25 protein-coding genes are annotated in these 26,225 nt (G+C 63.2%); 14 read left to right on the plus strand and 11 right to left on the minus strand.

The features are described from left to right. Positions 1-5: 5 nt before the first annotated feature. The 4 genes from B552_RS0103285 to B552_RS0103300 form a co-directional block, all read right to left on the minus strand. Positions 6-1,073, minus strand: a complete 1,068-nt coding sequence (locus B552_RS0103285; protein ID WP_237718153.1) for a hypothetical protein — start codon at positions 1,071-1,073, stop codon at positions 6-8. 383 nt (positions 1,074-1,456) lie between these two features. Continuing rightward, complete coding sequence (locus tag B552_RS0103290; RefSeq protein ID WP_026035265.1) at positions 1,457-2,617, minus strand: porin; 1,161 nt, start codon at positions 2,615-2,617, stop codon at positions 1,457-1,459. A 217-nt stretch (positions 2,618-2,834) separates the two neighbouring features. After that, positions 2,835-3,827 (minus strand): tripartite tricarboxylate transporter substrate binding protein, encoded by a 993-nt coding sequence (locus tag B552_RS0103295; RefSeq protein WP_026035266.1) that lies wholly within the window; start codon positions 3,825-3,827, stop codon positions 2,835-2,837. 79 nt (positions 3,828-3,906) lie between these two features. Then, positions 3,907-4,974, minus strand: a complete 1,068-nt coding sequence (locus B552_RS0103300; RefSeq protein ID WP_019447577.1) for a 3-keto-5-aminohexanoate cleavage protein — start codon at positions 4,972-4,974, stop codon at positions 3,907-3,909. A gap of 476 nt (positions 4,975-5,450) precedes the next feature. Between B552_RS0103300 and B552_RS0103305 the strand changes: the two genes are divergently transcribed. The 8 genes from B552_RS0103305 to B552_RS0103340 all read left to right on the plus strand — a co-directional run bounded on the left by B552_RS0103305 (position 5,451) and on the right by B552_RS0103340 (position 13,837). Next, complete coding sequence (locus B552_RS0103305) at positions 5,451-6,176, plus strand: c-type cytochrome (RefSeq protein WP_157160165.1); 726 nt, start codon at positions 5,451-5,453, stop codon at positions 6,174-6,176. Positions 6,177-6,182: 6 nt separating this feature from the next. Further along, on the plus strand, positions 6,183-7,469 hold the full coding sequence (locus B552_RS0103310) for a cytochrome c (RefSeq protein ID WP_019447579.1): 1,287 nt from the start codon (positions 6,183-6,185) through the stop codon (positions 7,467-7,469). 9 nt (positions 7,470-7,478) lie between these two features. Then, a complete protein-coding gene (locus tag B552_RS29055) occupies positions 7,479-7,655 on the plus strand; it encodes a hypothetical protein (protein ID WP_019447580.1) in 177 nt (58 codons plus the stop codon). 8 nt (positions 7,656-7,663) lie between these two features. Next, on the plus strand, positions 7,664-8,233 hold the full coding sequence (locus B552_RS0103320; protein WP_019447581.1) for a hypothetical protein: 570 nt from the start codon (positions 7,664-7,666) through the stop codon (positions 8,231-8,233). Further along, positions 8,220-9,848 carry a b(o/a)3-type cytochrome-c oxidase subunit 1 gene (locus B552_RS0103325; protein WP_026035269.1) on the plus strand — a complete coding sequence of 543 codons (1,629 nt, stop codon included), beginning with the start codon at positions 8,220-8,222 and terminating at the stop codon, positions 9,846-9,848. Before B552_RS0103320 ends, B552_RS0103325 begins: the two co-directional genes overlap by 14 nt. After that, entirely contained in the window at positions 9,848-10,657 is an 810-nt protein-coding gene (locus B552_RS0103330; RefSeq protein ID WP_019447583.1) for a c-type cytochrome, read from the plus strand. Before B552_RS0103325 ends, B552_RS0103330 begins: the two co-directional genes overlap by 1 nt. A 279-nt stretch (positions 10,658-10,936) precedes the next feature. Beyond that, positions 10,937-11,959: a class I fructose-bisphosphate aldolase gene (locus B552_RS0103335; RefSeq protein ID WP_019447584.1), complete on the plus strand. Its 1,023-nt coding sequence runs from the start codon at positions 10,937-10,939 to the stop codon at positions 11,957-11,959. A gap of 69 nt (positions 11,960-12,028) precedes the next feature. Next, entirely contained in the window at positions 12,029-13,837 is a 1,809-nt protein-coding gene (locus tag B552_RS0103340) for a glycoside hydrolase family 15 protein (RefSeq protein ID WP_019447585.1), read from the plus strand. Between the two features lie 27 nt (positions 13,838-13,864). On the opposite strand, the gene tkt is transcribed toward B552_RS0103340, so the two are convergent. The 3 genes from tkt to B552_RS0103355 all read right to left on the minus strand — a co-directional run bounded on the left by tkt (position 13,865) and on the right by B552_RS0103355 (position 17,348). Next, positions 13,865-15,943 carry a transketolase gene (gene tkt, locus B552_RS0103345; protein WP_019447586.1) on the minus strand — a complete coding sequence of 693 codons (2,079 nt, stop codon included), beginning with the start codon at positions 15,941-15,943 and terminating at the stop codon, positions 13,865-13,867. A gap of 13 nt (positions 15,944-15,956) precedes the next feature. Continuing rightward, a complete protein-coding gene (gene gnd / locus B552_RS0103350; RefSeq protein ID WP_019447587.1) occupies positions 15,957-16,967 on the minus strand; it encodes a phosphogluconate dehydrogenase (NAD(+)-dependent, decarboxylating) in 1,011 nt (336 codons plus the stop codon). 162 nt (positions 16,968-17,129) lie between these two features. Further along, the gene (locus B552_RS0103355) at positions 17,130-17,348 is read right to left on the minus strand and encodes a DUF2188 domain-containing protein (RefSeq protein WP_019447588.1); all 219 of its coding nucleotides are present in this window, start codon (positions 17,346-17,348) and stop codon (positions 17,130-17,132) included. Between the two features lie 338 nt (positions 17,349-17,686). On the opposite strand from B552_RS0103355, the gene B552_RS0103360 reads away from it, so the two are divergent. The 6 genes from B552_RS0103360 (at position 17,687) to B552_RS0103385 (ending at position 22,551) form a co-directional block, all read left to right on the plus strand. After that, complete coding sequence (locus B552_RS0103360; RefSeq protein ID WP_019447590.1) at positions 17,687-17,890, plus strand: CsbD family protein; 204 nt, start codon at positions 17,687-17,689, stop codon at positions 17,888-17,890. A 134-nt stretch (positions 17,891-18,024) separates the two neighbouring features. Continuing rightward, the gene (locus tag B552_RS28180; RefSeq protein WP_019447591.1) at positions 18,025-18,171 is read left to right on the plus strand and encodes a DUF3096 domain-containing protein; all 147 of its coding nucleotides are present in this window, start codon (positions 18,025-18,027) and stop codon (positions 18,169-18,171) included. A gap of 105 nt (positions 18,172-18,276) precedes the next feature. Continuing rightward, positions 18,277-19,095: a LuxR C-terminal-related transcriptional regulator gene (locus B552_RS0103370; protein ID WP_026035270.1), complete on the plus strand. Its 819-nt coding sequence runs from the start codon at positions 18,277-18,279 to the stop codon at positions 19,093-19,095. A gap of 166 nt (positions 19,096-19,261) precedes the next feature. Then, positions 19,262-20,605, plus strand: coding sequence for a 4-hydroxyphenylacetate permease (gene hpaX / locus B552_RS0103375; protein WP_026035271.1), 1,344 nt, complete (start codon positions 19,262-19,264; stop codon positions 20,603-20,605). Between the two features lie 22 nt (positions 20,606-20,627). Beyond that, complete coding sequence (locus tag B552_RS0103380) at positions 20,628-22,325, plus strand: FAD-dependent oxidoreductase (RefSeq protein WP_019447594.1); 1,698 nt, start codon at positions 20,628-20,630, stop codon at positions 22,323-22,325. Between the two features lie 43 nt (positions 22,326-22,368). Beyond that, on the plus strand, positions 22,369-22,551 hold the full coding sequence (locus tag B552_RS0103385) for a hypothetical protein (protein ID WP_026035272.1): 183 nt from the start codon (positions 22,369-22,371) through the stop codon (positions 22,549-22,551). A 27-nt stretch (positions 22,552-22,578) separates the two neighbouring features. Here B552_RS0103385 and soxB read toward each other — a convergent pair whose 3' ends face one another. From soxB to soxZ, 4 genes are all read right to left on the minus strand, one after another. After that, positions 22,579-24,291 (minus strand): thiosulfohydrolase SoxB, encoded by a 1,713-nt coding sequence (soxB, locus tag B552_RS0103390; RefSeq protein WP_026035273.1) that lies wholly within the window; start codon positions 24,289-24,291, stop codon positions 22,579-22,581. A gap of 44 nt (positions 24,292-24,335) precedes the next feature. Further along, positions 24,336-24,965 carry a sulfur oxidation c-type cytochrome SoxX gene (gene soxX, locus B552_RS0103395; RefSeq protein WP_019447597.1) on the minus strand — a complete coding sequence of 210 codons (630 nt, stop codon included), beginning with the start codon at positions 24,963-24,965 and terminating at the stop codon, positions 24,336-24,338. Between the two features lie 14 nt (positions 24,966-24,979). Continuing rightward, complete coding sequence (gene soxA / locus B552_RS0103400) at positions 24,980-25,819, minus strand: sulfur oxidation c-type cytochrome SoxA (RefSeq protein WP_019447598.1); 840 nt, start codon at positions 25,817-25,819, stop codon at positions 24,980-24,982. A 78-nt stretch (positions 25,820-25,897) separates the two neighbouring features. Further along, the gene (gene soxZ / locus B552_RS0103405) at positions 25,898-26,209 is read right to left on the minus strand and encodes a thiosulfate oxidation carrier complex protein SoxZ (protein WP_019447599.1); all 312 of its coding nucleotides are present in this window, start codon (positions 26,207-26,209) and stop codon (positions 25,898-25,900) included. Positions 26,210-26,225 lie beyond the last annotated feature (16 nt).

Consider the following 26,225-nt stretch of genomic DNA (forward strand, 5'->3'; position numbering starts at 1 on the left):
AACGCTCAGTGCGATGCATTCGACTCGATGTACTGGTTGAAGAAGGTCTCCATCCCCGGCGGCGACGTCTTCAGTTCGCCAATGACGCGCTCGCCGTCGGCACCCAGGACGAAATGTGCCGGCGCCAGCGCCGCCTTTTCGTACTGCGCCATGAATTGCGGATCCTTCGACATCCTTTCCACGGCGCTGCGCAGTTCAGCAACGGCAGCATCGGGGGCATTGGGCGGCATGAAGATCACCCGCGCCATGCGCGAGATCCTGTTCAGGTACTGCAGCGCTTCCCACTTCGCGCCGCCAGGGTTCGCATTGGCGCCGTGGATTTCGCGATAAAGCTCCATGAAGGTGGGCACATCGGGCAGGTTGGGACTGCGGTTGCCATCGCCGCGCGCGAACTGGAAGAGCGGAATCGCGAGACCCCTGCCCACCAAACTGTTTTTGGCAAAGGAGTTATAGCCGGGCAAGGAATTGCTGACCAACTGGATGTCGCCCTGGAGCATCGCCACTTCGGCCTCACGCGTCCCCTTGTAGCCGGTGATGGTCCGGTACTTGGCGCCTAGCAGGTCAAGGGCCAGACTCTGGCGCAACGCAGACCAGTCCGAACCGTTCGAAAGTACGGCGGCGCGGAACGGATTGACTTTGGCAATGTCGGCAGGTTTGGCGATGCCCGGGGCGGTGTCACGCCGAACGTAAAGCAGGTTGGTCTGCTCCATGCCGGCAATGAACTTGAAGTCGTTGAACTGGACCCGCAGGTTCGGATGATGCAGGATCTGCTGCATCGGGTCCCAGGTAAAGAAACCGATGTTGAGCTTGTTCGTCTCGGAGACGTCGCCGAGTTGGTTCACGCCGATCAGGCCGCCGGCGCCGGTAACGTTGCGAACGACGACACTGCTGACGCCTTTCAGAAAGCGCGGCAGATTGTCCGCAAAAATGCGCCCCTCCAGGTCGGTGGGCCCGCCCACCGAGAAATTGATGATCACATTGACCACGCGGCCGGAAAACTCTTGCGCATGCGCAATGCCCATGCCAGCACAAAGCATCGCCATGCCGCAGGCAACGCGGCGAAGTTCAGTCATCAGACGCATCTTTCAAACCCCCTAGTAGCCGACATGAAGTGAATCGCTAACTTCCAAACTCCTATATAAGTGTTAGAAGCATAGAGCTTGTCTTGACGACTTTCTTCTAGGGATATCCATAACTCCTATATAGGATATGCAGCATCGGCTTAATAGAGCTCCGCGCTCGCCGCTCCGCCGGCCGTGGAAAAAAAAAAGGTTCTACAGGGAGCTGCCTGTAGAACCCATGAAGCCGGAAATGCCGAGGAAAGTGCCGCCCGGACGGGGAGGAAACGGCATTCCCAGTGGAGCCTGTACAAATTGATCTTCAGAGCCGCCGCAAGAATCGGCAGGGCTCATCGGGTAGCGCGCTCAACATCTGCGGTTCGCTACCCGCACCAGCATCAGAAGATGTGTCGGATACCTATGGCGGCGCCGAACATCGAGCTCTGGCCATTGGCCAGCGCGTAGTTGTTGACCGTAAGGCTGGTGGCATAGTTGCTCGCTGCCGATTCCATGGCCAGGCCAGCATTCTTTGCGTACGCCATCGTCAGGTAGACATCGGTACGCTTCGAGAACGAGTAGTCGGCAATCAGCGCAAGCTGCCACGGATTGGCAGCGTGGACATTGCCGCCGACGTTCTTCACGTTCTGGTAGTCATACTCGAGCGTGAAGTCCAGTGCGGAAGACAGCCGATACTGGCCGCCAACCCAGTAGAAATCGTCACGCAGGATCAGGTTGCCGTTCTGGTCCTTGTTCTGGCCCCAGCGATAGCCGCCCATGACCTTGGCCGTGCCATTGATGGCGTAGCTGCCCATAACGGCAGCCTTCTTGAAGGTGCCGCTACCCGTGCCGATCGTCGGATTCCACTGGTCGTAGCCAGCGCCTACCCCGAAAGGCCCGCTCAGGTAGCTCAAGCCTGCGCCATAGGCGGAGTCGCGGCGGAACTGCCCAGGCACTTCACCGGTGCTACCCGAAACCGGCATGCCGGGGGTAACCTGCGGCAGCGTCGTACCCACGCCGAACGACATGTTGGCCTGTGCCGTAAGGCCGCCGAACACGCCGGTGTACTTCACCGTATTGTCCTCGCGGAAGTTGGCACCGGCGATCACGCCGACCGGCTCATACTGGGTGGCATATCGCGCCGGGATAAAGTTGGCCAGCGTGGAGAACAACGAGTGGTATTGGCGACCAAATGTGACCTGGCCATACTGCGAGTCAAGGCCAACAAAAGCCTGACGACCAAAGATACGGCCACCTTGCTGCTGAGCGCCGGTATCGAGAGCGAAGCCGCTTTCCAGCACGAAGATCGACTTCAGCCCGCCGCCGAGGTCTTCCGTGCCACGAAGGCCCCAACGCGAACCGGAGTAGCCGCCGGAGTCCTCGCGGACGACGCCATGGCCAGCACCGGGATTGAAGCCGTTAGCGGCCGAAGGCACGGCGGCGCCGACCTTATTGACGTACTCGATGTTGACGTCGGCCACGCCGTACAGGGTCACGCTCGATTGCGCGCTCGCCACACCGCACGCACAAACCGCTGCCAAAGCAAAAATCGTTTGTTTCACCAAGATTCCTCCACCTCATTGTTTTAGTTTCATAACCCTGTGACGCCCGGCCACGAGGTCATAGCGTTGCCAGGGGACAAACTGACGTTCGATTCCCCCCTTTTTGCGCAAAACAGCCGCGCACATCCGTGAACGAACGCAGCCCCTCGCACCTCCAGCGAGGGTCTGCGTTCGTCCTGTCTATCGAGCTTGAATCTGCTGCAGGTCTGCAGGGGGACTAGTCGATCTGGATCCCCGCATCGGTGGCGATCTTCGACCAGACCTCCAGATCCCGGCTGACCGTCTCGCTAAACTGCGCCGGGGTCTTCACAGGTGGCGCGCCGAAGTTCATGGCCTTCATGGCGGCTGCGAGTTCGGGCGACGACTGGGCTTTGTTGATTTCGTCGGACAGCCTCTTCACGATCGCCGGGTTGGTTCCCGCCGGTGCGAAGATGCCAAACCAGCCCACTGCATCGAACTTGTAGCCCTGTTCACCCATCGTCTTGACATCAGGCAACTGCGGTGCGCGCGTATTGCCCGCAATGGCAATTGCGCGGACCTTTCCGGAGCGCAGGAAGGGGACTGGCGCGCTCGGATCGGTCCAGCCGATCTTCACCACGCCCGAGGAAAGGTCCGTCAGCAACTGGGTCGCAGTCCGGTAGGGCACGTGATCGGTCTTCGTGCCGGTCTTCTTCTTGAGCCATTCCATCATCAGCTGCCCCGAAGATCCCGTGGCCCACGTCGCGTAGCTGTACTTGTCCGGATTTTCCTTCAGCAACTGGATCAACTCCGGCAGGTTGTGCACCGGCAAATCGTTGCTCACCAGCAGTACCACGCCACCCTCGCAGGTCTCGGCAACGGGTACAAGGTTCTTCCTCGGATCGTAAGGAATGTTCTTCAGTACGGCCGGCGAGATAACCGCGGCCGATGCCGTGGTGTAAAGGAGCGTGTACCCGTCGGCCGGCGCCTTGACTACAGCGTTGACGCCAACGACTCCACTGCCGCCCGGCCGGTTGTCAACCACAACGGGTTGCTTCAAGGCTACCGACAGGCGCTGTGCCATCAGGCGCGCCAGCGCGTCGGTTCCCGATCCCGCCGACGAGGCCACGACCAACTGAATCGGGCGAGACGGCCATGCGTCTTCGGCCCGCACCGGCCCCGACGCGCACAACCCCAGAAGTGCTGCCGCGCCCAGCGCGACCGTCAACATCTTCTGCATTCTTGATGCCATTGTCTTCCCCAATCTAATTGTTTTGTTGACGGTCGCTCAGCCGTCAGCCTGGCGAGGCGCCAGGCTTCGCTGGCTAACTTCAGCCTCGCGTGATCTCGAACTTCTTCAGGAAGCCCTGGTGGCCACCGTTGCGATTCGGCGAGAAGCCATTGGCCTGCAGCGTCTCTTCCACGGTGTCATAGAACACGCCAAGCTTCAGGATCTCTCGCGTCTGCTGCGCCGTGGCGATCGGGCGGCCAAACTCGCCAGCAATGCGCACCAGTTGCTTGATCTGCTCGACGGTGCTCGCCTTTCCAGTGCGGGTCTGGTTCCAGAGCACATCCTCGATACCGCAGCGGACATGCAGGCCCAGGGCAATGCCGATCATGTTGATAGGCAGCACGTTCAGCACCGAACTTTCCACCGTGACCACGGCACCGTCAGGCACGGCACGCAGCATGTTTGCCAGGTTGAAGATGTTTGCCTGATCCATGCCGCCGCTGATGGCCACCCAGTTCATGACCAGCGGGCCCTTGTAGACGCCGCGGCGAATCATCCGCTCGATCGTCTCGAAGCTATTGATGTTGTAGCACTGGAACTCGCTCTGGATTCCGGCCGCCGTCAGTCGACGGACATGTTCCTCGTACCAGCTCGGATTCGAGGGGACAACCATGTCCTTGTAGGTCTTGTAGTACTCCGGGAAACCGCGCGAAACGCCGTTGAAGTCATCGGTACCAGCGTGCTCCGTCACGTTCATCTGCGAAGTGTTGACGGTCACCGTCACCTGGTCCGGCTTCGGATTGAGTTCGGCCAGCATGTGCCGCGTGTCATCGCTGAGCCATTTGGCGTCTTGCCCTTCTTCGGGCGCGAAGCTGATGGAGCCACCCACCTGGATGACCATCTCGGGGCAGGCTTCACGCACCCCGGCGATCAGTTCATTGAACATCGACAGGCGCTTGCTGCCCTTGCCGTTGGCTTCGCGCACATGCAGATGCAGCACTCGCGCACCGGCTTCGTAGCAATCCACGGCCTTCTGGATCTGATCTGCCATGGTGACGGGGATGTCCTCCGGGAAGTCCTCGGGAATCCAGCCCGGCGCATAAGGGGCGGCGGTGATGATCAGCGGCTGCTGGTTCTCGGGATACAGGTGGCCGTCAAGGAAATGCATGGTGTAGCTCCAGAAGAATCGTGAATGCGGGGTGTCAAATCGTGTGGTGAATCATCTGACCTGGCTCAAATCCCCGCTTTCCCGTGCGCGTCTGGCACTTTTCCTTTTCTGACAAGAAACCGTGGCGCGATGTCAGGTTGGGGTAAACACAGTCCGCAGGCTTGCAGCGGGGCCACGCGTACAGGTTCTCTTTTGACGAGGGATCGGGGGAATCGCGCATCACAGGGATTGGCCTCTCGCGGGTGGAGAACACCGCACCTCCAGATCGGGATCACCGGCGTGGCACGAGTCTTCCCGGCGGCGCAAATTGCTTTGCAATGCAGACCCTGACCTCCTACGCTTGGAGGTACTGCGCCAAGCCACGGGCAAGGCGCTCGCGGCACAAGCAGCAGGTGCTTTAGCGGGCGCTCCTCGCCCGACGCGCCCTCGTACATCTGGCTCCGACGCATCGCGATAAGGGGGATGGTCACATTCCAATGCGAAAGCGAATCTCGGTTCCTCTCCTGGCTTTGGTGCTGGCTTCCCTGCTTGTCTGGCCGCTGTGTGTGCTGGCGCAGTCGGAAGCCGTGCCGGCATTCAAGCAACTGGATTCGCTCGAGGCACGCGTGCAAGGCTGCGTGACCTGCCACGGCCAGAGCGGGCAAGGCACGAACAATGGCTACTATCCGCGCATCGCGGGTAAACCCGCCGGGTACCTGTACAACCAGTTGGTAGCTTTCCGCGACGGCACGCGCAGGTATCCGCCGATGAACTACCTGGTCGCCTACCTGCCAGACCCCTACCTGCGTGAAATCGCCGAATACTTCGCGAAACTGCAGCCGCCGTTTGCGGCCAGGGAGCCGGTAACCGCCGAACCCGCCGTGCTGGCACGCGGGCAGAAGCTGGTGAATAGCGGCGACACCGGCAAGGGGGTGCCAGCCTGCGTGGCCTGCCACGGCAATACGCTCACTGGCATGGAGCCCGGCATACCGGGACTGGCCGGCGTGCGATCGACCTATATCGTCGCGCAGCTGACACGGTGGCGGGTCGGGGAACGGCATGCGACCGAACCAGATTGCATGAAGCGCGTTGCCACGCGCCTGAGCGATTCGGATATCGCGGCAGTGGCCGCCTGGCTGGGCCAGCAGCCGCCACCGCAGAACCCGGCGCCGGAATCGTCCAACCTCGTGCGCATGCCATTCGCATGCGGTAGCCAGCGGTGACCCGAAATGCGAACCAGCGCACGCCTCGTGATCGGCCTGGCCCTGCTGGTGGCAATCGGCGCGGGCGCCCTGTACCTGCTGCGCCCCGGCACGTTGCCCGAACAGAAGAAAGAAGTCGCCACCAATCCGGCAACGCAGGTCATCAACCGGGGCGAGTACCTGGCCCGCGCCGGAGACTGCACGGCCTGCCATACCGAGCCCAACGGCCGCGCGTTCGCAGGGGGGCGCGCCATGCCCACGCCGTTCGGCAATCTCTATGTGCCCAACATCACGCCGGACGATGAAACCGGCATCGGCCAGTGGAGCGCCGACGATTTCTACCGGATGATGCATACGGGTGTCTCGCGCGACGGCACGCTTCTCTATCCGGCCATGCCATTCGCGTCCTATACCCGGGTCACGCGGGCGGACTCGGACGCCATCTATGCCTACCTGATGTCCGTGCCGCCGGTGCGGCAAGCCAACCGGCCACACGAACTGCGTTTCCCGTTCAACCAGCGGGACCTGCTGATTGGCTGGCGCACGCTTTACTTCAAGGAAGGCGAGTTCACGCCCGACCCGAACCAGTCGGCGCAATGGAACCGTGGCGCCTACCTGGTCCAGGGCCTTGGCCACTGCGCGATGTGCCACACGGCGATCAACGCACTGGGCGGTTCCAGCGAATCGAAGGCGTTCGAGGGCGGCATGATCCCGAACCAGAACTGGTACGCGCCGTCGCTGACATCCAACCGCGAGGCCGGCCTGGGGGACTGGGACATCAAGGACATCGCGGACCTGATGCAGGTGGGCATCTCGCACCGGGCCACGGTGTACGGGCCGATGGCGGAGGTGGTCTACAACAGCCTGCAGTACCTCAGCGACGAGGATGCCAAGGCGATGGCGGTGTATCTGAAGGCGCTGCCGCCGCGTGAATCCGAGCCGCCGCCAACAAGCCAGGCACGCCTGGTCAGCCCTTCGGTCATGGAAACGGGCCGCAGGGTGTATGCGGCGCAATGCGCGGTCTGCCATGGCGACGAGGGCAAGGGCAATCCGCCGTCGTATCCGCCGCTGGCCACTAACCGGTCCATCATCATGTCATCGCCGGTCAACTCGATTCGCATGGTGCTCAATGGCGGCTATGCGCCCGGCACGAAGAAGAACCCGCGGCCATATGGCATGCCGCCGTTCTCCCACGTCCTCGACGACGACGAGGTGGCCGCTGTCGTGACGTACATCCGCGTCGCATGGGGCAACAGCGGCACGCCGGTGACGCCGTCCCAGGCGAACGAGCTTCGCAAGCTGCTTCCCGAGTGAGAACAGACAATGGCCGATCCCGTCCATTCCGAACATCCAGAGGGCGCCCAGGACGAAGTTGAGCGTATCGTCAGCGGCGGCCCGTCCGGCGCGTTTGCTGTCGCGGGCATTGCCACCGCGATCGTGATCGCGATCTATCTCGGCTTCTACTTCGTGGTGTACCTGCCACGAGGCGCCGTTCAGTGAGGGACGACATGCCCCCGACCGCGCCCCACAGTGGTGACTTCGAGGCCGTGGCCGAAGCGGCGGAGCGCCGCTGGGCAATCATCGTCGCCGTCATCATTGCCGTGCTGGTGGCGATCATGATCTTTGTCGGGCTGCACTGGGCATCGATGCCGCCATCGCGCGTGGAAACGGTGGACGCGAAGACGCTGCACATCAAGGGCGAGTTCGTCGAGAGCAACCTGGGGACGGCGATGGGCGCCGATGGCAAGGTCACCGTGCGGGTCGTCGCCCAGCAGTATTCGTTCGTTCCGCAGTGCATCGTGGTTCCCGCCGGCATGCCGGTCACGTTCCGCGGCACGAGTTCGGACGTCATCCACGGCTTCATCGTTGGCACGACCAACGCCAACACGATGCTGATCCCCGGCTTCGTGTCGACATTCACCACCACGTTCCCCCACGCTGGCGAACAACTGATGCCCTGTCACGAGTACTGCGGCACCGGGCACGAAGCCATGTGGGCTCACGTACAGGTTCTGCCGGCTGACGAGTTCATCGCCAGGGCGCGTGCGGAAGAAAGGCTGAGCTGTGTTCCTCGCTAGAAGACTCGTGCTGGCCCACTTCTGGGTCGCCTTTGTTGCCTTCCTGGGCGCGATCGTGCTCGGGGAATGGCAGATGTACATGCGCAGCCCGCTGACGGCGTGGATCAACAACCCCGAGCACTATTACCGGTCCGTCACCGCGCATGGCACCGTGATGGCGTACGTGCTGCCAACGCTGGTGGCCATGGGCTTCGGCTACGCGATCACCGAGCTTGCGCTCAAGCGGCCGCTGATCGGCCTGCGCTGGGCATGGGCCGGCTTCTGGCTGGTGGTGATCGGCACCGCCATGGCCGCGGTCACGATGGCCCTGGGCAAGGCGTCGCTCCTGTACACGTTCTACCCGCCAATGATTGGCAGCCCGTTCTACTACCTCGGCGTGGTGATTGTCGTGGTTGGGTCGTGGATCTGGGTGGCGCTGATGGGTGTCAACCTGCTGGCATGGAAGCGGGACAACCCCGGCGCAACCGTGCCGCTGGCCATGTTCGGCAACGTCGCAGGCGCGTACCTGTGGGCGTGGACATCGCTGGGCGCGGCACTGGAACTGCTGATCCAGGTACTTCCTGCATCGCTGGGGCTGACCGACACCATCAACGCGGGACTGGCCAGGGTGTTCTTTTCATGGACCCTGCACGCCATCGTCTATTTCTGGCTGATCCCGGCCTACGTCGCCTTCTACACGATCGTGCCGCGCGCCATCGGCGGACGGCTGTACAGCGACACCATGGCGCGCGTGGCATTTGCGCTGTTCCTGGTCTTTTCGATGCCGATCGGCATTCATCACCTGTTCGCCGATCCGCAGGTCGGCGCCGGGTTCAAGTTCGTGCATGCCACGATGACCGCGATGGTATCGGTGCCAACGCTGCTGACGGTCTTCACCATCGTGGCGTCAGTCGAGATCGCAGGCAGGCTGCGCGGTGGCACGGGCCTCTTCGGATGGCTGCGCACGCTGCCGTGGGACAACCCCATCATGCTGGCCGTGACCTTCTCCTTCATCATGCTGGGCTTCGGCGGCGCTGGCGGCATCATCAACATGAGCTACCAGCTCAATGAATCGATACACAACACGCAGTGGATCACCGGCCATTTCCACCTGATCTTTGCCGGCGCCATCGTCATCATGTACATGGTGGTGGCGTACGACCTGTGGCCGCAGCTGACCCATTGCATGCCGCTGCCGCAGGGGCTCATGCGCCTGCAGCTCTGGCTGTGGTTCGTCGGCATGCTCGTGTTGTCGCTGCCGTGGCACCTGGTGGGCCTGCTTGGCATGCCGCGTCGCATGGCCTACTACGACTACACGCATCCGGCGCTGCATCCGCAGGCGTGGACCGTGGTGGCGTCGACGTTCGGCGGATTGGCGATGGTCATCTCTGCCATCATCTTCGTCTGGATCCTGGCGCGCGCGCAGCTGCGAGGCGGCGGCGCTGCGGTGCCCGCGCCCTATTCATTCAGCACGCCGGTCCACCCGGGCCTGCGAGCCCCGGTGGCACTGAACGGGCTTGGCCTGTGGGTGGCCATGATGATCGGGCTCACCGTCGTCAACTATGGCTATCCAATCGCGCAGCTTGCGCTGCTGAAGGATGCCTACGTGCCTGTGGTACCCGTCGGGAGCCGGTGATGGACGACGATGAAGGCGGAATGTACGCGTGGCGCAATCCATGGTTCCGGCGGAGCCTGGTATCGCTGGTTGCCCTGGCGGTGGTTTCGATCCTGGTGGGTTTCGTCTGGCTGCCGTCGGTCCATGCCGACTACACGGCGGGCGGCATCTGGGCTGCCATCTGCCGGGCCGCGGGCGTTCCGTCCTCCTGGGGCGACAAGTCGGCTCCGAAGGAAGGGCAACGCTCGACCGACGTCGTCCTTGATCGGTCGATGGCGCGGGCCGCTGCCCCGGATGCGGTGGGCCGTGGCGCCACGCTGGCACTGAACTGCACCATGTGTCATGGCGCGCAGGGCATGAGCATGTCCAACGCACCCAACCTTGCGGGGCAGTACCCCGAAGTGGTGATCAAGCAGCTTCACGACTACAAGACCGGAAAGAGGTCGAGCGCGATCATGGAAGCGCTGTCCGCCAGGCTTTCCGAGCAGGACATCAATGACCTGGCGGCCTACTTCGCCAGTCTCCCCAAGGCGAGAACCGCGCCGACAACCTATGACGAAACGCTTCCGGCACTGGTCCGCGTTGGCGCGCCGCTGCGCAACGTCGCACCGTGCATTGCGTGCCATGGCGGTGTCGATCAGAAGTTCGGAGCCCCGTGGCTGGAGGGCATGCCGAAGGACTACCTGACAAGCCAGTTGAAAGCGTTTGCCAAAGGGGAACGCCACAACGACCCCGAAGCGCAGATGCGCAATATGGCGCGCACGATGACGCCGAAGGAAATCGAGGAAGTCTCCACGTTCTACGCGCGCAAAGCGCCGCCGGCACAGTAGAAACCAGCCGGCCGCGTCATTTTCCGCTCCATCATGCAGCGGACTCTGCTTGTACGAAATCCGCTCATTCTGATGATCCTCGCCGCCAGCCGCGAGATGACGGCCACTTGCCCCCTTGCCGATCCTTCCAAGGCGTTGCCGCCGCCCTCGCGGCAACGGAAAAGTGCGGGTGACCACCATAGACCGTCCATGCGTCCCCTGGCTCGCTTGCGCGATTGGATTTATGAGCTATTGGTTGTTCTTATGTGCTTATTCTTACGCACTCTCCCGGAGACCGTCATGGATGCACGAAGCGAACTGCAAGCCACCGTGGATGCCCTGGTACAAGCTGGCAAAGGCCTGTTGGCCGCCGATGAAAGCGGGCCGACGATCGCCAAGCGGTTCCAGCGCATTGGCGTGGATTCGAACGAGGAGAACCGCCGGGCATGGCGTACGCTGCTCCTTTCTGCGCCAGGCCTTGGCGATTTCATCAGCGGTGTGATCCTTTATGAGGAAACGCTCGGTCAGCGCGCCGATGACGGCACGCCGCTGCCAGAACTGGCCGCGCGTCAGGGTATCGTGCCCGGCATCAAGGTGGACAAGGGCAAGCTCGCACTGGCCCTCGCCCCCGGAGACGAGATCACGGAAGGTCTTGACGGACTGGCCAAGCGGCTTGCCGGCTATCGCCAACAGGGCGCGCGCTTTGCCAAGTGGCGCGCGGTGTTCAACGTATCGGACAGCCTGCCCGGACGGCTTGCCATCAAGGCCAATGCGCAGGCGCTGGCCGCCTATGCCGCCATTTGCCAGGAGTCTGGCGTAGTGCCCATTGTGGAGCCCGAGGTCCTGATGGATGGCGCGCATTCGATGGAGCGATGCACCGAGGTGACCGAGGCCGTGCTGCACGAAGTCTTTCACGCGTTGCATCGGCATGCGGTGGTGCTCGAGCATATGCTGCTGAAGCCCAGCATGGTGCTGCCCGGCAAGGAGGCCGGGCGCGCAACGCCGGCTGAGGTTGCCGCGCAGACCGTGCAAGTGCTCAAGCGCACGGTGCCCGCGGCGGTGCCTGGCATCTTCTTCCTGTCGGGCGGGCAAACACCCACGGAGGCCACCGCCAATCTCGATGCCATGAACCGCATCGGCCCGTTCCCGTGGCGGCTCAGCTTTTCGTACGGGCGCGCCTTGCAGGAGCCGCCTCTGCTGGCCTGGCACGGCGACGCCGCGAACCTGGCGCAGGCGCAACGGGCACTGCTGCAGCGCTCAAGGCTGAATGCCATGGCGTGCCTGGGACAATATCAGGCCGCGCTGGAGGATGCGACGACCTGAACGTTCGACGAGCACAGTCAGAGGGGCCCCGTCAGCATGGCGACGGGCCTCACCTGACCCAGGACCACCATGGCTGCTTCCACTGCGTCCATCGAGGACTACGCACTGATCGGCGATTGCGAGACCGCCGCGCTCGTCAGCCGCGACGGCAGCATCGACTGGCTGTGCCTGCCCCGCTTCGATTCCGCCGCCTGCCTGGCCGCGCTGCTGGGCACGCGGGACAATGGCCGGTGGCAGATCGCCCCGGCAGTACCGGGCGGCAGAACCATGCGCCACTACCGGCCCGGAAGCCTGGTACTTGAAACCGTCTTTGTCCACCCCGAAGGAATGGCGACCGTGATCGACTTCATGCCGATCCGTCTTGGCGCGCCCAGTTCTGAAGATCGCACGGATGTGGTCCGGCTTGTGTGCGGCCGCAGCGGCAAAGTGCACATGAAAATGGATCTGACGCTGCGCTTCGACTATGGCGTGACGGTACCGTGGGTGACGCGCCTGGAGGACGGTAGTGGCATCCGTGCCGTGGCCGGCCCCGCCATGGCAGTGCTGCGCACGCCCGCGCCCCTGCGTGGCAAGGGACTGGCCACGATCTGCGAATTCTCGGTCGAGGCTGGCCAGGTAATACCGTTCGTGCTGACCTACTCGCCATCGCATCTTGCCGCGCCGGCACCGCTGGATGCGCTGCGTGAACTGGAGCGAACGGATCTCTGGTGGAAGGACTGGTCCGGCAAGTGCACGGCCGGCGGCCAATGGAAGGGGCCGGTCAGGCGGTCCCTGCTGACCCTGAAGGCCCTCACCTACTGGCCAACCGGTGGCATCGTCGCCGCTCCCACCACATCATTGCCCGAAGAACCGGGCGGCGTACGCAACTGGGACTATCGCTACTGCTGGCTGCGCGATGCCACGCGCATGCTGCTGGCGCTGATGGCTGCGGGCTACTTCGAGGAGGCACAGGCATGGAGAGCCTGGTTGTTGCGCGCGGTGGCCGGCAGTCCCGGGCAGGCCCAGATCATGTACGGCGTGGCGGGCGAGCGTCACCTGTGGGAATGGGAACTGGACTGGCTGTCAGGTTACAAGGGCGCGCGCCCCGTGCGCGTGGGCAACCTGGCCTCGACGCAGCTTCAGCTTGATGTCTACGGCGAAGTCATGGACGCCCTGTTCCAGGCGCGCCTGGGTGGCTTGCCGCGCGACCAGGCGTCGTGGGCGCTGCAGCGGGCACTGGTCGAACACCTTGCCGCGATCTGGCAGCAGCCCGACGAAGGCATCTGGGAAGTCCGCGGCGGGCCGCAGCAGTTTACGTTCTCAAAGGTCATGGCATGGGTAGCGCTGGACCGAGCCATCAAGACGGTGGAAATGCATGACTGGCCGGGCCCCGCCTCGCGCTGGCGTGCGCTGCGGGATGCCATACGTGCCGACGTGCTGACCCACGGCTTCAACCCGAAGCGCAACAGCTTCGTCCAGATATTCGGCGGAGACACCACCGACGCCAGCCTGCTGCTGCTCTCGATGGTGGGGTTCATCGATGGCAAGGACCCGCGCATGCTCGGCACCATCAAGGCAATCGAAGCCGATCTGCTGGCCAATGGGCTCGTCCGCCGCTACCTGCCGTCCCAAACCCCGGACGGCCTTCCCGGCCAGGAGCAAACGTTCCTGGCCTGCAGCTTCTGGCTGGCGGATGCCTATGCGCTGGCCGGCCGCATGCAGGAAGCACGCGATCTGTTTGAACGCCTGCTGCTGCTGCGCAACGATGTTGGCCTGCTGGCCGAAGAATATGACCCGGTCATGCACTGCATGTACGGCAACTTTCCGCAGGCGCTATCACATATCGCGCTGGTCAATACCGCCCTGCTGCTTGACAGTGGCGCAACCCGGAAGACCTGACGAGACTGCGACGCCCGACGCGCGCCCTTATCGCTGAAGCAGCATGAGCGCACGCTGGCAGACGTTGTCGACGGTAAAGCCGTATTCGCGCAGCATCACCTCTCCGGGTGCGGACGCACCGAAACGATCCACCGCCAGCACGTCGCCATGCTCGCCGACATAGCGATGCCAGCCCTGCGACACGCCGGCCTCTACCGCAAGCCTTGCGCCAATCGCTGGCGGCAACACGGTATCGCGATACGCCTGCGGCTGTTCGTCGAACAACTCCCAGCTCGGCATCGAGACCAGACGCACCTTGATGTTCAGCGCCAGCAGTTGCCGGTATGCAGCGACGATCAAGCCAACTTCCGACCCACTGGCGATCAGGATCAGTTCCGGCTTGCCGTCCGGCGCATCAGCCAGCACGTACGCACCGCGCTGCAAGCCATCGGCGGCGGCGAACTGCGTCCGGTCGAGCGTAGGGACGTTCTGCCGCGTCAATACCAGTGCGATCGGCCGGCCTCGTGTTCGTACCGCAACGCGCCAGGCGCTGGCCGTTTCATTGGCGTCGGCCGGACGCACCACGATCAGCCGAGGCACGGCACGCAAGCTGGCAAGCTGTTCCACGGGCTGGTGCGTGGACCCGTCCTCGCCCAGCGCGATGCTGTCATGGGTAAAGACGTAGACCACATGCAGCCCCATCAACGCGGCCAGGCGGATGGACGGACGCAGATAGTCGGAAAACACGAGGAAAGTGGCGCCGAACGGCAACGTGCCACCATGCGCCGCCATGCCGTTCATGATCGCGCCCATGGCATGTTCGCGAACGCCGAAATGCAGATTACGGCCCGCATAACTCCAGCCGCCCTGCGAGCCTTGCCGGTCTTGCCCGCTCCGCCTGCTCTCACCGGGCGGCTGAAAATCCCCGAGGCCGGTCAGCGCCGTATAAGTCGACGGATCAAGGTCAGCGGAGCCGCCGATCAGCGCCGGCAGGCGCCCTGCAATGGCGTTCATGACCTTTCCCGATGCAACGCGCGTGGCCATGCCTTTGGCGTCGGCGGGGAACTGCGGTATCGCGCTATCCCAATCGATGTCCCAAGCTTCCTCCATCAGTTGCCGCAGTTCCGCCGCGAGTTCGGGATACTTCGCTTCATAGGCGGAAAATCCTTCACGCCATGCCTGCTCGCTCTGCTTCCCGCGTGACACTGCTTCGCGAAAATGCGTGTTTGCCTGCTCGGGAACGTGGAACGGCGGCTCCTCCGGCCAGCCAAGGTTCCGCTTGGTCAGGCGGACCTCTTCAGCACCCAGCGGCGAGCCGTGCGCCTCGAACGTGTCCTGCTTGTTGGGCGAGCCGTAGCCAATATGCGTACGCACGAGAAGCAACGAAGGCCGCGTGCTCTCGGCGCGAGCGGCATCCAGCGCGTGCCCGATCGCCGCCACGTCATTGCCGTCTGGCAGCACCTGTGTGTGCCAGCCATATGCGTCGAAGCGTCGCGCGCGGTCCTCTGTAAACGCCATGTCGGTGGCGGCAGACAGCGTGATCCGATTGTCGTCATACAGGTAGATCAGCTTGCCCAATTGCAGATGACCGGCCAGCGATGCGGCTTCCGATGCGATGCCCTCCATCAGGTCGCCGTCGCTCACGATGCCGTACGTGAAATGATCGATCACGCGGCAGTCGTCGCGGTTGTAGCGCGCGGCCAGGTTCGCTTCGGCAATTGCCATGCCCACGCCATTACCGAAACCCTGGCCAAGCGGGCCGGTGGTGACGTCAACGCCCGGCGTCAGGCCCCGTTCCGGATGGCCCGGCGTGATGCTGCCCCACTTCCGGAATTGCTGCAGTTGCGATAGCGGAAGGTCGTAGCCCGTGAGGTGCAGCAGGCTGTACAACAGCGCCGATCCATGCCCGGCGGACAGCACGAAGCGATCGCGGTCGAACCAGCGCGGATTGCCGGGGTTGTGCTTGAGAAAGCGTGTCCACAGTACATAAGCCATTGGCGCCGCATCGAGCGGCAAGCCGGGATGCCCGCTGTTGGCCTGCTGCACGGCATCAACCGACAGAAAGCGCAGCGTGTTGATGCACAGATCGTCCAGCGTTGGGTTGGGTCCAGATGCGATGTGGTTCATCTTCACGTCCTGGCTAGCCTTTCTCGTCGTGCCCGCCAAACTGCTTGCGCATCGCGGACAGGACCCGATTGGCGAAATCGGCATTGCCGCGCGAACTGAAGCGTTCATAAAGCGCGGCACTGAGAACCGGAGCAGGCACCCCCTCGTCAATGGCTGCCGCAATCGTCCATCGCCCTTCCCCGGAATCGGAAACGCGGCCTGCATAGTCCTTCAGGTCCGGGCTGTCCTGCAGCGAGGCAGCGGTAAGGTCGAGCAGCCATGACGCAATCACGCTGCCACGGCGCCACACCTCCGTGATCTCGGGAACGTTCAGGTCGAACTGGTAATACTCCGCCTCGCGCAGCGGCGCGGTTTCGGCGTCCGCATCGCGCACGTGCTTGCCGGCATCGGCGTGGTACAGGATGTTCAGACCCTCCGCATAGGCCGCCATCAGGCCGTACTCGATGCCGTTGTGAATCATCTTTACGAAGTGGCCCGCGCCGTTGGGACCGCAATGCAGATAGCCTTGCTCGGCGGACGTGGGAGTCCCGGTCCTGCCGGGCGTGCGCGAGGCTGCCTCGACCCCGGGCGCAATGCTCCTGAAAATCGGCTCCAGGTGCTGGACCACTTCCGCCTCGCCGCCGATCATCAGGCAAAAGCCGCGCTCCAGCCCGAATATGCCGCCACTGGTGCCGCAATCGACAAGATGGATCCCCTTCTGGCCGAGTGCCCTGGCGCGTGACAGATCGTCGCGGTAATAGCTGTTTCCGCCGTCGATGATGATGTCGCCTACGTCCATGCGGGCAGCGACCTCCTCGATGGTCTGGCCGGTCACGGCTGCAGGAACCATTACCCACACCACGCGCGGCCTGGACAGGTTAGCGACCAGTTCGTCCATCGAGTCCCGCCCCTGGACACCGGCGCCCTCCATCTTCCGCACGGCGGCCGGGTTCACATCGTGGACATCGCAGGTGTGGCCATCCTTGACAAGACGCTGTACCAGACTGGCACCCATGCGCCCCAATCCGATCATGCCGAGATGCATATTGGATCCCCCTCAGCTCTCTTTCGGAGAGCAGTCGCGATAAAGCATAGTGCCGCCGATTCATTCCCGCCAGATCACGCCTGCTCCGCCATAAAAAAGCGCCGCGGCATGGTGGTCGCGGCGGAAATGGGGGTTCGGCGAAAGGAGCCCTCGGACTTTCGTTTATCCCCTATGGTCTGCGGAATTGCGAGCAACCGCAGCCCGCTCACGGATCTGCCCGTCGAGCTCGTGAATCAGCAGTTCCACTCTTTTCCACTTCGCCAGCCGGGTGGCAATGGCAATGGCTTCCTCCCGGGACCGGTACCGCGTGCGGGTCCCGGTGCCTTCGATGGCAATGGCCCACTCACTGCCGTGAGGGACAACGTGGATGTCTCCGGACATGGTGGTTCTCCGTTGGCGCAAGACAGAACCGACAGGCATTCGACATGCATGGCGTGGTCTGCGGGATATCTCTGTTCTATGCGCAATCAGCCAGGCGCGATGTAGGACGTATTCCGATTCTTTCGGCTTGCACGGCTCACGAAAGCACCCTGGCGCTCCACCGGCATTGCTCGACGTGCGGCATGTTTCATTCCTGCTGTCGAAGACCGCACGTTGCCTCGCGAAAATAGGAGATCGTCCGACATCTGGATCAACCGCTGCAGACTAAAAACAAGGAACAGGCACGCGAAATGAGGCGTGTGGCCCAGCCGTGGGCCCCCAACATTCAGGAGTCAGGTATGAACTGGGATCGCATCGAAGGCAAATGGGAACAAACCAAGGGCAAGGTCAAGGAGAAGTGGGGAAAGCTGACCGACAACGACATCGCACGGATTGGCGGCAAGCGAGACCAGCTTGTTGGCAGGATCCAGGAACGCTATGGCTGTACCAAGGAAAAGGCCGAGGAAGAATTGAAGGCGTGGGAGCGAGACATACGCTGGTAAGTCTTGCCGAACAATCCAAATAACCGGATGGCAACGAACGTGCCGCAGGAACGGTTCGAACTTCAGTCGGCCCATCGGCCCATCACCCGCTTCTGCGGCGATCCAGCCAACCATATGGAGCATAGGGAGCCATCATGACCGTCATCACCAGCGCCGGACCTCTCATATCGCTGATCGCGGGCATCCTGATTCTGCTTGTACCGCGATTGCTGAACTACATCGTCGCCATCTACCTCATTGTCATTGGCCTCCTTGGCCTGTTTGGCGGACATCTGCGCTAAGTATCCCTGAGTATCCCGTCTTGCAGTTGACGGGATACTCTCCATTGCACGCATGGCCGGCGCTATCCGCTAGAATCGCTTCACGCCCCCCAGTTCCCCACTGCTATGCGCTCCTGGCGCCTTGACCGCCCTGCCGTCTCCGGCCAGCTTGACTTGTCGCGAGCCACCAGTCTCATGTTGTCGATCGGTGCCACCGACGCCAACGCATTCGCGTCGGAAGTCCTCAAGCTGACGAGTGGCGTGGCGGGCATCTCGCAATGCACGGTATTCGCCTATGAGTTCGGCAACCGGCCGCGCACCATGTCCGTGGCGGACCATCGCGGCGGCCGCTACCTGCGCGACGTGGCCGACACCTACGCGAGCCGCTTCTACGCGCTGGACGGCAACCAGCGCATCGTCAGCGCGGCGGGGTCGCGGCGGCACGGGAGCAGCCTTCTGCTGCACCAGCAGACCAGCGACGACATCGCGCACGAGGGCTACCGCGCAGCCTGCTATCACCAGCCCAATGTATCGGACCGGCTGTCCCTGCTGCTGCAGCCCGCCGAAGACATCTGGCTTTCGGTGAACCTCTACCGCGACCACAGCCGGGGTCTGTTCCAGGTGCGCGAAATCGAGCAGCTGGAGGCCATGGCACCGCTTATCGCCCACGCCGCCAGCCACCACTACACGCTGTGCGGCCAGGTGCAGATGGGCATTCCGCAGCTCATGCTGGCACGCGTGCGCGGTTTGTGCCCGGACCTTTCCAAGCGCGAGCTGGATGTGCTGCGCGGGGTGCTCGAAGGACACACCGCACAAGACATCGGCGAGCGCATCGGCGTCAAGGCGTCCAGCGTGGTGACATACCAGAAACGCGCCTACCGCCGCCTGGGCATTTCCAGCCAGCGCCAGTTGTTCGCGCTGTGCCTGGCCGCCGCCAACTCATAAGGGTTATTACCTAGATCAGGTGCTTGCAGCCTTGTACCCAAATTGGGGACAAGCGCGACTGTCGTGCCATCCATACTCCGGCCATCGCCACGCGTCATATCGTTGACGCGCCGAGCGATTGCATCGGGCCCAGCCCGAGATAGCCCAGATCCCGGAGACAAGCAGCATGGCAACGCCCTCGATTTCAGCATCGTCCCCCCACGTTCCATCTACCCAGTCCCCGGCCGCCGGGCACGTTGTCGGCAAGGTATCGCGGCGGCTGTTGTGGTTCCTGTTCCTGCTGTTCTTCTTCTCGTTCCTGGACCGGATCAACATCGGTTTTGCCGGGCTGACCATGATGAAGGACCTTGGCCTCACCGGCACGCAGTTCGGGCTGGCCACCACGCTGTTCTATATCGCCTATATCGCATTCGGCATCCCTAGCAATATCGTGCTGGCCCGCATCGGCGCGCGGCGATGGATCGCGGTGATCATGGTGGCATGGGGGCTGGCCTCCACAGCGACGATGTTCGCCACCAGCCCGCATACGCTCTATGTGCTGCGCGTTCTGGTCGGCATCACCGAGGCGGGTTTCCTTCCCGGCATGCTGCTGTACCTGACGTACTGGTTCCCGGGCGCTTACCGGGCCCGCGCCAACGCGCTGTTCATGATTGCCATGCCGGTCACCGCGGCGGTTGGCTCGGCACTGTCGGGCTACATCCTTGGACTGGATGGCACGTGGGGGCTCAAGGGCTGGCAGTGGCTGTTCCTGCTTGAAGGGCTGCCTTCGGCCATCCTCGGCCTGGCGGTCTATGCCTACCTGGACGACACGCCCGACCAGGCTCACTGGCTCGACAGCAACGAAAAGACCGTGCTGGCGCGCACGCTGGCCGACGAACACGCGATGCAGGCCGCCACCGCTGCCGCCGCAGGCGCGCCCAAGTCGCTGCTGACAGAGTTGCTGTCCCCGGCCGTGCTCAAGTTCGCGCTCGCCTATTTCTGCCTGGTCAACACGCTGGCAATGGTTGCAGTGTGGACGCCGCTGATCGTCAAGAGCTTCAGCGCCGACGCCAGCAACCGCACCATCGGCCTGCTCGCAGCAATCCCGCAGATCTGCACCATCGTTGCCATGATCTGGTGGGGCCGTCGATCCGACTGCAAGCAGGAACGCAAGTGGCACCTGATGCTGCCAATGCTGTGGTCCGCCGCAGGCTGGCTGTGCACGGCGTACTCCGCGCATCCCGCCGTGCAGCTGCTGGGCGTTTGCCTGGCTTCCGCGGGTTCCTATACGGCCATGTCCATCTTCTGGACCACGCCCGACCATGCGCTGAGCCTGCGCGCGCGTGCCGTGGGCATCGCCGTGATCAACGCCACCGGCAATATCGGCTCGGCGCTCAATCCGCTGGTGGTGGGCTGGCTCAAGGATGCCACGCACAGCTTTACCGCCGGCCTGCTTTACGCAGCCGTGCTGCTGGTGATCGGCGCCATCGTGGTGATGGTGCTGCCGATCCGCAAGCACGCGCCGGCCTGACATTTCGAATCCGGAGTCAACCATGGGTATCGCTTTCCAACCCTATCCCTTTGCGGCAAAGACCTACGCTGCCGCAGTACCTGCGCTGCGGGATGGCGTCGAGACCAGGCGCCACAAGGTGGCCATCGTCGGCGGCGGGCCCGTGGGCCTTACGCTGGCGCTGGGACTGGCCAGCCACGGTATTGCCAGCGTACTGATCGAGGCCGACGATTCGGTCTGCTACGGCAGCCGCGCGATCTGCATCTCGCGCCGCAGCCTAGAGATCATCGAGCGCGTGGGCGCGGTGGACGGCTTTCTCAAGACCGGCCTGCCATGGACCGGCGGGCGCAGCTTCTACCGCGATACGGAGGTGCTGCACTTCACGATGCCGCAGGATGTGGACCAGAAGCTGCCGCCGATGGTCAACCTGGCGCAGTACCACATCGAGCAGTTCCTGCTTGATGCTGCAGAAAGGCACGCCGACCTGATCGACATCCGCTGGCAGACACGCGTGACGGGCCTGTCCACGCGCGATGACGGCGCCAAGCTGCAGCTGGGCACGCCGGCTGGCAACTATGCGCTGGAGGCCGACTGGGTAGTGGCCTGCGACGGCGGCCGCAGCACCATCCGCGAAGCCATGGGCCTGCAGTTGCAGGGCACCAGCTACGAAGGCCGCTATGTGATTGTCGATATCAAGCTGGAAAGCAACCGTCCCACCGAGCGGCTGGCCTACTTCGATCCGCCCTCCAACCCCGGTTCGACCGTGCTGGTGCACAAGCAGCCTGACAACGTCTGGCGCATCGACTACCAACTGCGCGACGGAGAAGACCCCGACGCGGCAGTGAAGCCAGAAAACGTGATGCCTCGCGTGCAGAGCCTGCTGGACATGATGGGCGAGCGAGGGCGGTGGGCGCCGATCTGGATCACGATCTACAAGGCGAACGCGCTGACGCTGGAACGCTATCGCCACGGCCGCGTACTGTTCGGCGGCGACGCCGCGCATCTGGTGCCGATCTTCGGCGTGCGCGGCGCAAACTCTGGCATCGACGACGCGGACAACCTCGCATGGAAGCTGGCGTTCGTCATCAAGGGTCATGCTGGCGACACGCTGCTCGACAGCTATTCCGACGAGCGCGTCTACGCCACGCACGAAAACCTCAGCTATGGCACCAAGAGCACGGAGTTCATGGCCCCGCCGTCGTTTGCGTTTGACCTGATGCGCAAGGCCGTTCTCGGACTCGCGGTCAGGCACGAGGGCCTGCGTTCGCTGATCAACCCGCGCCAGACCTCGGCAATCACCTACTCGGCTTCGCCGCTGAACGTGGCTGACACCGATGCTTTCCAGTCAGGCCCCGTACCGGGCGCGGTGCTGCCCGAGATACCGCTCACGATCATCGCCGATGATGCGGAGCGCGAAGGCCATCTGACCGATCTGATCGGCCCCCGCTTCACGGTTTTGGCATTCACGCAGGACGGGGCCGTGCCTGCGGGCCTGGCGGCACTGGAAGACACGATGCAGGGCCGGGGTGTGCCGTTCGCGGTCCTGCCGGTCAGTGCACAACGGCCATCCACGGGCTCGGGCCAGTGTGCGTGGGACCACACCGGGCGGCTATTCGCCCGCTACGGCGCGCACCCCGGCACGCTCTACCTGGTTCGCCCCGACGGGCACCTGCTTGGCCGGTGGCTGACCGGCTCCGCAGCGGGCATTGCGGATGCCATGCACCGTTGCCTGCATTCGTGAACCCACCTGCATCAAGGAATATCAGGACTACCGGAGTACCACCGTGACCGACACCGAACTCGATACCGTTTATACGCACCTGTGCAAAACCATGACGGCGCTCGGCGAAGCCAACGCCTCGCTCTATCTGGCCCGTCTCGCCCTGCTGGCATTCGATACGATCGCGGATGCCACCGTGGCATCGCGATTGATCGATAGCGCCGCCGAAAGCATCGATGCAGGATGACTGCGGGTTATTCCAAGTTCAGATCATTCATGCAATGCCAGGATTGCCGTCCATGCCCGTCAGACGCGGCAGATTCAGGGCGCGCGGCTTGATGACTTTCTGGTCGCGCAGATACTTCGCAACCACATCCCATATCGGCTCGCCGCCCGCGTGCTTCGCATCCTCCGACACTGGCGCCCAGCCGGCCACCTTGTAGGTCTTGCCCGCGTCGATCGGCTTGCCATGCAGCGACATGCCGCTGATGCGGTTGCCGATACCCGCGTTTGGACTGCAGACATACTGCAGACCGCCGACGCGCACCATGTCACCGCCCTGCTGGTAGTACGGGTCGGGGTTGAAGAGGTTGTCGCAGACGTCTTCAAGGATGGTCTTGATGGTGGCCCCCGTCATCGGCGTCACGGTCGTGTACGGGTACGTGATGGCGGTCTGGTCCAGCACGTTTTCCATCAGGATTGGCTGCCCCGGCAACAGTGATGTCCCCCAGCGGAAACCCGGCGAAAACGCGATTTCCGCATCTTTCGTGGCCATCAACGCATCAAGAATGAGCTGGTCGAACGTGCCGTTGAAATTGCCACGCCGATACAGCACGTCTTCCGACACCGCGAGCTGCTCGCCCAGACGGGACTCATACGGCGCGCGGACCTTCTGGATAAGCGCCTCCATCTCCGGATCGGCCGGCAGCAGGTTGGCGAACACCGGCATGAGCTTGTAGCGGTAATCGACCACCTTGCCGCCCTTCACGTCAAGGTCCAGTACCGCCAGGAACTTGCCGTTGCTGCCCGCGTTGGTGACCAGCGTCTGGCCACCGCCGTTCCTGACGATGACCGGGGTCGGCACACCGTCATGCGTATGGCCACCCAGAATGGCGTCGATGCCGCGCACGCGCGAGGCCATCTTGAGGTCCACGTCCATGCCATTGTGCGACAGCACTACCACGGCCTGCGCGCCCTTGGCGCGCGCTTCGTCCACCACCTGTTGCAGGTTGTCGTCCTGAATGCCGAAGCTCCAGTCGGGCACCAGGTAGCGCGGGTTGGCAATCGGCGTATAGGGAAAAGCCTGGCCAATGATGGCCACCGGCACACCGTTGATCTGGCGAATCGTGTAAGGGCTGAACACCGCGTCGCCAAAATCGGTGGTCTTGATGTTCTGTGCCAGAAACTCGACTTTGCCCTTGAGTTCCTGCTCCACCAACTCCTTGACGCGCTCCTGCCCGAGCGTGAATTCCCAGTGTCCGGTCATGATGTCCACGCCCAGCAGCTTGCAGGCCTGCACCATATCCAGCCCGTTGGTCCACAGCGCGGTACCCGAGCCTTGCCACGTGTCGCCGCCATCCAGCAGCAGTGCGCCCGGGCGGCTGGCCTTCATGCGCTTGACCAGCGTGGCCAGATGCGCAAAGCCGCCGACCTTGCCGTAGGTGCGCGCGGCCTGCGCAAAATCGAGGTACGTGAACGCATAGGCATCGTGGCTGCGTTCTTTCATGCCAAAGTGCTTGAGCAGCGCCTGGCCCACCAGATGTGGCGGCTTCCCGGCCGCTGCGGCCACGCCCATGTTGACATTGGGCTCGCGGAAATAGATTGGCCGCAACTGCGCGTGGCAATCGGTGAAATGCAGCAGGCTGACATTACCGAAGCGGGGCATGTCGTAGTACCCGCCATCGCTGCCGGCTGCCATGGCGCTGTCAAGCGCAAATCCGCCGGCTGCCGCCACGGCCAGAACCTGCAGGAACTCCCTTCGGTGCATCGACATGAAGCCATCCTCCTGATGACGCTGCCAGCTAAATGGCTTTATTGGTTGACCGGGGATTCGGGGTCCAGCAGGAACGCGACCACATCCCGGATCTGCTGCTCGCTCAGGATGCCCTGATGGCCAAAGCGCGGCATGTTCGAGCACGCTGCGTACGCCTGGGAGTTGTAGATCTTGCTGTAGGTGTAGCGCACCAGCGCCTCCGAGTTGCCGCGCAGCTTGCCGTATTGATATAGCGACGGGCCCAGCGTGCCGAATGCGATTTCCTTGGGGGCCATCTGGTGACACGCGTAGCAGTTGCCACCAACCGGGCCGCCCGGCGCATCCGAGAACTGCAGGCCACGGCCTTCCTGCGCGACCCTCTCGCCTTCGCGCCAGTCCCCTGTCAACTTGCCCGATGCGGGATACACCAGCGTGGCAAGTTGCGCCTTTTCCAGCTTCTGCCGCACCTTCGCGGGCGGCTCATTGCGGTACTGGCTGCAGACCGCCTGCGCCTCGTCCTGTTTCAGCCGGGCGGTCCACTCGGGACTGGCATCGGCAAACCCGGCCTTGATCACGGCGAGGGCCGCCGCGCGCTCCGTGGCTGTCGACGCGGACTCGGCGTGGGCAGCGGCCACGCCAGTCAGCATCAGGGCACAAGCTGCCAGGGCACGTGCATGGATGGTGTTCATGACCTTGTGTCCCCTTAGCGTTTCAGTCCGGGGGCGGAGAAGACCCCGCCATTTGCGTTGCGCGCCATGTACTCCGTGAGCGCGGTCGTCAGTTCCGATCCGTATTGCACAGGCGGAAAGCGCTGCTGGCGCAGACAGTCATACAGCCGGTATTCCGTCGATCGCACGGTGCCCTGCGAAACCCGGTACGCAGGCCAGGTACCGTAGACTTTCTGTGCATCTGTGGTGTCCGTCAGATTGGCCAGACTTTGCAGACGGATACGCTTGCCCGATTGGCTGTGGCACGTCGCACACGAGAAATCATGTGGACCGGCGCGAAAGAAGAATGCCTGCTCGCCAATGCGGTAAGCCTCCTTTTCTTTCGGGTGCGACAACGGCACGTTGATCTTCATGCCATCGGACTCGCTGGCGACATACGCAACGAGCGCCTCCATGTCCGATTGCTTGCCGTCGCTGGAGAAGTGATTCTTGCTGGCCTGCGTTTCCGAATACCCTTGCAGCCGCACCATGCAGGTCAACAGCCGCGACTCCAGGCTCTGTACCTTGCCCGTGTCCTGGAAGAAACGGGGCAACTGAACATAGGCGCCCTTGACCACGCCGGGGCCAAGACCGAGGTCGCATTGCTCGAAGCTGGCCTGCCGGGGGCCCTGCTTCTGCTTCCACAAGTCCTCCCCGCGCGCAATCCACAGGTCGGCGGGATTTCCGTCCTGCAGCATCTCGCGGTATCTGGCAATCTCGTCTTCCGGTGAACTGACCTTGCTCGCGCCGTCCTGGGCGGCAGCCAGGCTGGCGAACGCGCCGATGCCGATCGCGGCGACGAACGCCGCCGCGATCGAGCTACGCTGATGATGCATGTGGCCTCCTCCTTGCAGCCGGTGCGGCCGGCTGTCTGTTGTCGCGCCCGGCGGTGCCGCGCCGGGCAACAGCCGTTATCAGCTGATGGTCGATTCGTCGGTGCGCGATTCCCCGCGGTTATCCACCCACGTCACCTGAATCTTGTCTCCCTTCGCCCCGCCCTTGAACCTGAACGCCAGGAACGGGTTGGCCGAAACCGCTGGCCCCCACTGTGCCGACAACACAGTCTTGCCGTTGCACGTTGCCTTCACGGTCTGGATGAAATGGGCCGGGATCACCTGACCGTTCGTGTCCTTGCGCTGCCCCGTTTCCATGATGTGGTTCATCAAGACTTTGACGTCCACTTCGTCGCCCTGCATGGACGCACGAATCCGCATCGGATTTGCCATCTCGTACTCCCTCTCA

It is taken from the genome of Cupriavidus sp. BIS7 (assembly GCF_000292345.1).
In the GTDB taxonomy this organism is placed as follows: Bacteria; Pseudomonadota; Gammaproteobacteria; order Burkholderiales; family Burkholderiaceae; genus Cupriavidus.

Excerpts from the sequence above, each read along its gene's own strand:
- B552_RS0103330 (WP_019447583.1), top strand. The coding sequence starts at position 9,848 with ATGGACGACGATGAAGGCGGAATGTACGCGTGGCGCAATCCATGGTTC.
- B552_RS0103300 (WP_019447577.1), bottom strand. The coding sequence starts at position 4,974 with ATGCATTTCCTTGACGGCCACCTGTATCCCGAGAACCAGCAGCCGCTG.
- B552_RS0103305 (WP_157160165.1), top strand. The coding sequence starts at position 5,451 with ATGCGAAAGCGAATCTCGGTTCCTCTCCTGGCTTTGGTGCTGGCTTCC.
- tkt (WP_019447586.1), bottom strand. The coding sequence starts at position 15,943 with ATGAACCACATCGCATCTGGACCCAACCCAACGCTGGACGATCTGTGC.
- B552_RS0103380 (WP_019447594.1), top strand. The coding sequence starts at position 20,628 with ATGGGTATCGCTTTCCAACCCTATCCCTTTGCGGCAAAGACCTACGCT.
- B552_RS0103340 (WP_019447585.1), top strand. The coding sequence starts at position 12,029 with ATGGCTGCTTCCACTGCGTCCATCGAGGACTACGCACTGATCGGCGAT.
- gnd (WP_019447587.1), bottom strand. The coding sequence starts at position 16,967 with ATGCATCTCGGCATGATCGGATTGGGGCGCATGGGTGCCAGTCTGGTA.
- hpaX (WP_026035271.1), top strand. The coding sequence starts at position 19,262 with ATGGCAACGCCCTCGATTTCAGCATCGTCCCCCCACGTTCCATCTACC.
- B552_RS0103360 (WP_019447590.1), top strand. The coding sequence starts at position 17,687 with ATGAACTGGGATCGCATCGAAGGCAAATGGGAACAAACCAAGGGCAAG.
- soxB (WP_026035273.1), bottom strand. The coding sequence starts at position 24,291 with ATGCACCGAAGGGAGTTCCTGCAGGTTCTGGCCGTGGCGGCAGCCGGC.
- B552_RS0103355 (WP_019447588.1), bottom strand. The coding sequence starts at position 17,348 with ATGTCCGGAGACATCCACGTTGTCCCTCACGGCAGTGAGTGGGCCATT.
- B552_RS0103295 (WP_026035266.1), bottom strand. The coding sequence starts at position 3,827 with ATGGCATCAAGAATGCAGAAGATGTTGACGGTCGCGCTGGGCGCGGCA.
- soxX (WP_019447597.1), bottom strand. The coding sequence starts at position 24,965 with ATGAACACCATCCATGCACGTGCCCTGGCAGCTTGTGCCCTGATGCTG.
- B552_RS0103285 (WP_237718153.1), bottom strand. The coding sequence starts at position 1,073 with ATGACTGAACTTCGCCGCGTTGCCTGCGGCATGGCGATGCTTTGTGCT.
- B552_RS0103320 (WP_019447581.1), top strand. The coding sequence starts at position 7,664 with ATGCCCCCGACCGCGCCCCACAGTGGTGACTTCGAGGCCGTGGCCGAA.
- B552_RS0103370 (WP_026035270.1), top strand. The coding sequence starts at position 18,277 with ATGCGCTCCTGGCGCCTTGACCGCCCTGCCGTCTCCGGCCAGCTTGAC.
- B552_RS29055 (WP_019447580.1), top strand. The coding sequence starts at position 7,479 with ATGGCCGATCCCGTCCATTCCGAACATCCAGAGGGCGCCCAGGACGAA.
- B552_RS28180 (WP_019447591.1), top strand. The coding sequence starts at position 18,025 with ATGACCGTCATCACCAGCGCCGGACCTCTCATATCGCTGATCGCGGGC.
- soxA (WP_019447598.1), bottom strand. The coding sequence starts at position 25,819 with ATGCATCATCAGCGTAGCTCGATCGCGGCGGCGTTCGTCGCCGCGATC.
- B552_RS0103335 (WP_019447584.1), top strand. The coding sequence starts at position 10,937 with ATGGATGCACGAAGCGAACTGCAAGCCACCGTGGATGCCCTGGTACAA.
- B552_RS0103310 (WP_019447579.1), top strand. The coding sequence starts at position 6,183 with ATGCGAACCAGCGCACGCCTCGTGATCGGCCTGGCCCTGCTGGTGGCA.
- soxZ (WP_019447599.1), bottom strand. The coding sequence starts at position 26,209 with ATGGCAAATCCGATGCGGATTCGTGCGTCCATGCAGGGCGACGAAGTG.